This window comes from uncultured Cetobacterium sp., assembly GCF_947039425.1.
Taxonomy (GTDB): Bacteria; Fusobacteriota; Fusobacteriia; order Fusobacteriales; family Fusobacteriaceae; genus Cetobacterium_A.
In genome coordinates this window covers 1-5,995 of the sequence record NZ_CAMQYW010000107.1, presented here as the reverse complement: position 1 = coordinate 5,995, position 5,995 = coordinate 1, and the positions used below count along the sequence as shown (strand labels likewise).

The 5,995-nt window shown below is 26.7% G+C and carries 3 protein-coding genes; all 3 read left to right on the top strand.

The annotated features are described in order from the left end of the window. Nucleotides 1-1,997, top strand: a 1,997-nt coding sequence (locus Q0V09_RS06700) for an AMP-binding protein (RefSeq protein WP_297487833.1), incomplete at its 5' end; no start/stop codon positions are given. Between the two features lie 116 nt (nucleotides 1,998-2,113). Beyond that, nucleotides 2,114-4,576 carry an AMP-binding protein gene (locus Q0V09_RS06695; protein ID WP_297487831.1) on the top strand — a complete coding sequence of 821 codons (2,463 nt, stop codon included), beginning with the start codon at nucleotides 2,114-2,116 and terminating at the stop codon, nucleotides 4,574-4,576. Nucleotides 4,577-4,802: 226 nt separating this feature from the next. After that, nucleotides 4,803-5,995 (top strand): hypothetical protein (locus tag Q0V09_RS06690; protein ID WP_297487829.1); only part of this gene is annotated, 1,193 nt, incomplete at its 3' end.

Here is a 5,995-nt window from a genome sequence, read left to right as displayed (position 1 = left end):
TAAAGGAGATAGATTTAGTAACAGAAAGTGATAATATACTTGCAATGTTGCCTTTCCATCATGTATTACCTTTAGTTTTAAGTATGTTAATGCCGTTATATTTTGGTTGCTTAGTTGTAATATTAGAGGAGTTATCATCTGAGGCTATAAAAAGAAATCTTAAGAAATATAAAATTAGTGTAATGATTGGAGTTCCAAGAATTTGGGAGATGTTCCATAAAGGAATAATGGCAAAAATAAAGGCAAGTTCATTAAGTTTAAAAATGTTTAATCTTTGTAAAAAAATAAAAAGTCCAGCTTTAAGTAGATTAGTTTTCAAAAAAATACACGAAGGTTTTGGCGGGAATATAAGAATACTAGTTTCGGGAGGAGCTAAACTTGACCAAGAAGTAGCTGAAGATTTTGAAACATTTGGAATGGCAATGCTAGAAGGATACGGTCTTACAGAAACATCACCAATTATATGTTTTAATAGACCAAATGACATAATACCAGGAACAGTGGGGATAACTATACCAGGAGTAACAGTGAAATTAGAGACTGATGGTGAGATTTCAGTAAAGGGTAGAAATGTTATGAAGGGATATTATAACAAACCAGAGGCAACAGCAGAAGCAATAGATAAAGATGGATGGTTTCATACAGGTGATTTAGGTCAGTTTGATGGAGATCATTTGAAAATTGTTGGAAGAAAGAAAGAGATGATAGTTTTATCTAATGGTAAAAATATAAATCCTTCTGATGTTGAAGCAGAAATAATGAAAGAAACAAAATTAATTGAGGAAATTGCAGTTACAGAGTATAATAATCACTTAGTTGCACTAATTTACCCAGATTTTAAAGTTTTAGAAGAGAAAAAAATAGCTAATGCTAAAGAGGCTATAAAATGGGAAGTTATAGACAAATATAATGTTACAGCACCTAAATATAGAAAAATATTAGATATAATAATTGTAAAAGAGGAACTTCCTAAAACAAAATTAGGAAAATTGAGAAGATTCATGTTAAAAGATTTAATTGAAGGAATATCTTTATCTAAAGATTTTTCAGATGATGATGTTGTAAAAAAAGAGAATGTAAAAAAAGTTTCAACATCAAAAGAAGTAGATACAGATGAATTTAAAGCATTATCAAAGTTTATTTTAACTCTTCATGATGAAGTTGAAATAATTCCAGAATCTCATTTAGAAATAGATTTAGGATTAGATTCTTTAGATATAGTTGAGATAATAACTTATGTTGAGAATACTTTTGGTGTAGAGATACACGAAGAGGATTTCTCAAGAATAAAAACAGTAGAAGAACTTTGTAAATATATAAGAGAACAAGGTGGAAATTTTGAAGAGCAAGAAATTAATTGGAATAAGATTCTTTCAGAACCAGTAGATTTAAAAATGCCAACATCAAAATATATTGGATTTCTTAGAGTTTTGTTTAAACCTGTATTCTCAAAGTATATAAAATTAGAAAAGGATACATCAAAGTTAGAGCATACATCACCAGTAATATATGTGGGAAATCATCAAAGTATGATAGATGGTTTTGCATTTGGACAAATGTTATCAAAATCAGAATTAGAAAATACATATTTTATCGCTGTTTCTATTCATTTTGAAAGTTTTATAAAAAGAAATATAGCTTCAAATTCAAATATAATATTAGTTGATGTTAATAAAAATCTGAAAGAAACTCTTCAAATTGCAGCAAAAGTTTTAAAAGAAGGTAAAAATTTAGTTATATTCCCTGAAGGGGCAAGAACAAGAGATGGAGAGCTTCAAGAGTTTAAAAAGACATTTGCAATTTTATCAAAGGAATTAAATATACCAGTAGTTCCATTTGCAATAGATGGTGCATATGATTTAATGCCTTATGGAGAAAAAATGAAATCAGGAAAAATGAAGATATCGATTCTTGATAAAATATATCCAAAAGATAAAAATATTGAAGAAATTGTAAAAATTGCAAGGGAAGAAATAGAGAATAAAATAACAAAATAGTCTAAAAAGAGAAGAAATTTAAATCTTCTCTTTTTTTTGAATTATTGAAAAAAATATAAGATTATGGTATAATTCATTTATAAAAAAAACACCTGTAATGAAATAGGAGGGGAAAATTGGAGTTTATAATACCGAGAAATAAGACAGCAATTATATATGAAGAAGAAGAATATTCATATATAGAACTTATTTCAATTTCAAAAGCATATGGAGATTTATTAAATATAAAAAAAGAGGATAATGTGGTTATTTTTATAGAAAATAGACCTGAAGTTTTCTTTTCATTTTTAGGAGTATGGGACAAAAAGGGAACGTGTGTATGTTTAGACTCAGCTTCAAAAGTAGCTGAATTTAAATATTTTATTGAAGATTCAAAACCAAAATATATATTTGTTTCTAATAATACTAAAGATGTGGCAATAGAAGCTGTAAAAGATATAGATTTTAATTTAGAAATTATAAATGTAGATGAAATTAAAATAGATGAAAGTAAATATGATGGAATAATTGAATCACCAGATAGAGATGCAGTAGCATTAATTTTATACACATCAGGAACAACAGGTAGTCCAAAAGGAGTTATGTTAACTTTTGATAATATACTTGTAAATATTGAAGGACTTAATAAATACAATATGTTTTTAGAATCAGATAGAGTATTAGCACTTTTGCCAATGCACCATATATTCCCATTATTGGGATCTGGAATAGTTCCATTGGGGAAGGGTTCTACAATAGTATTTTTAAAAGAAATATCATCTCAAGCAATGGTGGCAGCTTTAAAAGATCATAAAATAACTATGATGATAGGAGTGCCAAGACTTTGGGAGATGCTTCATAAAAAAATAATGGAAAAAATCAACTCTAGTAAGGTCGCTAAATCGTTATTTAAATTGTGTGAAAAACTAAATAATAAAAGCTTTAGTAAGAAAATATTTAAGAAAGTACATGAAGGATTTGGAGGTCATATAAGATTTTTTGTATCTGGTGGATCAAAGTTAAATGCAGAAATTTCAAAGGATTTTAAAATCTTAGGAATTGATATATGTGAGGGATATGGACTTACAGAAACGGCACCAATGATAGCTTTTACTCCAATTAATGAAGTTGTTCCTGGTTCAGCAGGGAAAATTATGGATGGAGTTCAAGTGAAAATATCAGAAGATGGGGAGATTCTTTCAAAGGGAAGAAATCTAATGAAAGGATATTACCATAATCCAAAAGCAACAGCAGAGGTTATTGATGGAGATGGATGGTTCCATACTGGAGATTTAGGAGAACTTAAGAATGATTATTTATATGTAACTGGTAGAAAAAAAGAGATGATAGTTTTATCAAATGGTAAAAATATTAATCCAATAGAGATTGAGCAATGGATTACATCAAAAACAGATTTAGTAGAAGAGGTAGTTATAGTTGAGTATAAATCACTATTAACAGCAGTAGTTTATCCTAATTTCTCAAAAGTGAAAGAGGAAAAAGTTACAAATATTTTAGAAACTTTGAAAAATGATGTAATTGATAAATATAATAATAAAGCACCTAATTATAAAAAAATATTAGATGTAAAAATTGTGCAACAAGAGTTTCCAAAAACAAAAATTGGAAAAATAAGAAGATTTATGGTTCCTGATTTATTAGAAGGAAAGATAGAGGAAGAAAAAGAAGAAAATATACCAACTTTTGAAGAGTTTGAAGTAATTTCAAAATATTTGAAAAATTTAAAAGGAAAAAATATACCATCATCAGCTCATTTAGAGCTTGATTTAGGACTGGATTCTCTTGATTTAGTAGAGTTTATGACATTTGCAGAGGCTAGTTTTGGAGTTAATATAACAGAAGAAATTTTAGTTGAAAATCCAACAGTTTTAAAAATTTCAGAATACATAAAAACTCATACCACAGGAATAGATGTGAAAGATATTGATTGGTCAAAAATTCTTGAAAAAAGTCAAGATGAAGATCTTCCTAAATCCAACACAATAGGAGTATTTGGAAAAACCCTTTTAAAACCTATGTTTTCAATGTATGTAAAAATAAAAAAAGAGGGATTAGAAAACTTAAATATTACTAAACCAACTGTATTTATAGGGAATCATCAAAGCTTCTTAGATGGATTTATATTTTCTCAGAGTGTTCCAAATAAAATATTAAATAATACTTATTTTTTAGCTAAGGTTGCTCATTTTAATAATAAATTAATGAGATATGTTGGTGAAAATTCTAATATTATTTTAATAGATATAAATAAAAATCTAGCTGAAACGCTACAAAGTGCAGCGACATCTTTAAGAAAAGGAAAAAGTATAGTGATTTTTCCAGAAGGAACTAGAAGCAGAGATGGAGATATGAGAGTTTTTAAAAAATTCTATGCAATATTAGCTAAAGAATTAGAAGTAGATATTGTACCTTTTGGAATAAAAGGAGCATATGACTTATTTCCAGCTCAAAGAAAATTTCCTAAAAAAGGTGAAGTGAGTATAAAATTCTTTGAAAAAATAGATGCAAAAAAATTAACAGTAGAAGAGATTGTTAATAAAAATTTTAATGATATTCAAAACTGGGTTTATAATAAATAATAGAAAATGTAGAGAGTTAATGAAATATTTAACTCTCTTTTTTATTTTTTTGAAATAATAAATTTTATCAAATAGTGAAAAGAATGTACTAAAAGCATTATAAAAAAGATATAAATAAATTAGTATTTTTAAAGCAAATGAAAAAAGTATTTAAAAATGATAATATATAAAAGAGACATAGAAAAGACATACTTTGATGAAATGATTTTTTTAAGGAGAGAATAAAATGAAAAAACTGGGGAGACTCTATTTAGCAATATTAATATTTATAAGTTCAGCAATAAATATATTTGCAATAGATTCAATGATTGGATTAAATTTACAATTAAAAAAAAATGAAACTACAGAAAATCAATATGATAATGGCGATGGAGTAAGATATGATATTATTTTAACAAACAATAGTAATAAAGATTTTAAGGGGTCAATAGGATTTATGATAGGTTCTTTACTTTCTCCTTTAGATGGAGGGGGAGTTGGAAAAATATTTAAAGATATACAAAATAGTGGAGATAAAAAAGGGGAAAATACAAGCTTGGGAGAATATTCTTTAAATGGTAGTTTATTTGCAAAAAATGTTTTTATTCCAATAGGAGGAGAAGTTCATTATATTGTTAGAGGAACAATAAATGAAAATGTAAATGGGCCAATAAAAACAGTAGTAAATGTGAGAGAAAATAATAAAATTATATTAACAGAAAAAAATATAATGACAAGAGCAATATATGATTTAGATGTTAATAATATAGGGCCCAAATATTATGAAAAAGGTGGAATAGTTAAATATGAAATTTCAGTTAAAAACATGGGAAATACTCCAGTAAAAGCCTTAAGTATAAAAGAAGACTTTGATCAAAGTATATTTAAAAGTATAAAAATAACAGGAGAAAGTAGTGTAGGAGATAATAGTGTTGGTGATTATTCTCCCAATGGTAATTTAAATGTTAGTAATATATTGTTACAAAGAAATGCAACAGTAGTATATAAGATAGAGGGACAATTACAAGATGATTACATGGGTGAAATAAATGTAAAATCTTATTTTTCAGCACGTAATAAAACACATGAGGTTCCAGCAAATTCTATTAATTTAGTAAGGTATACATATAAAATAGAAACAACTTCAGAGAAAGATAGATATGCACCAAATAATATAGTTATATATAAAGTTAAAGTTACAAATACAAGCAGTGATATTTCAATAAATAAAATGAATATTATAGATAATATTATAGATATAAAAACAAAAGATGCAAAAGGGAATGATATTTTTGCTTTTGATAAAAAAAGATCAACAATAACAGCATCAGTTGAAAATAATAGTTCTAGTGGTATTTTCAATCCTCAGGGTAATTTAAATGCAAGGGATGTAATGATAGCTCCTAATGAAAGTGTAGTATATATAATAAAACTTTTTAC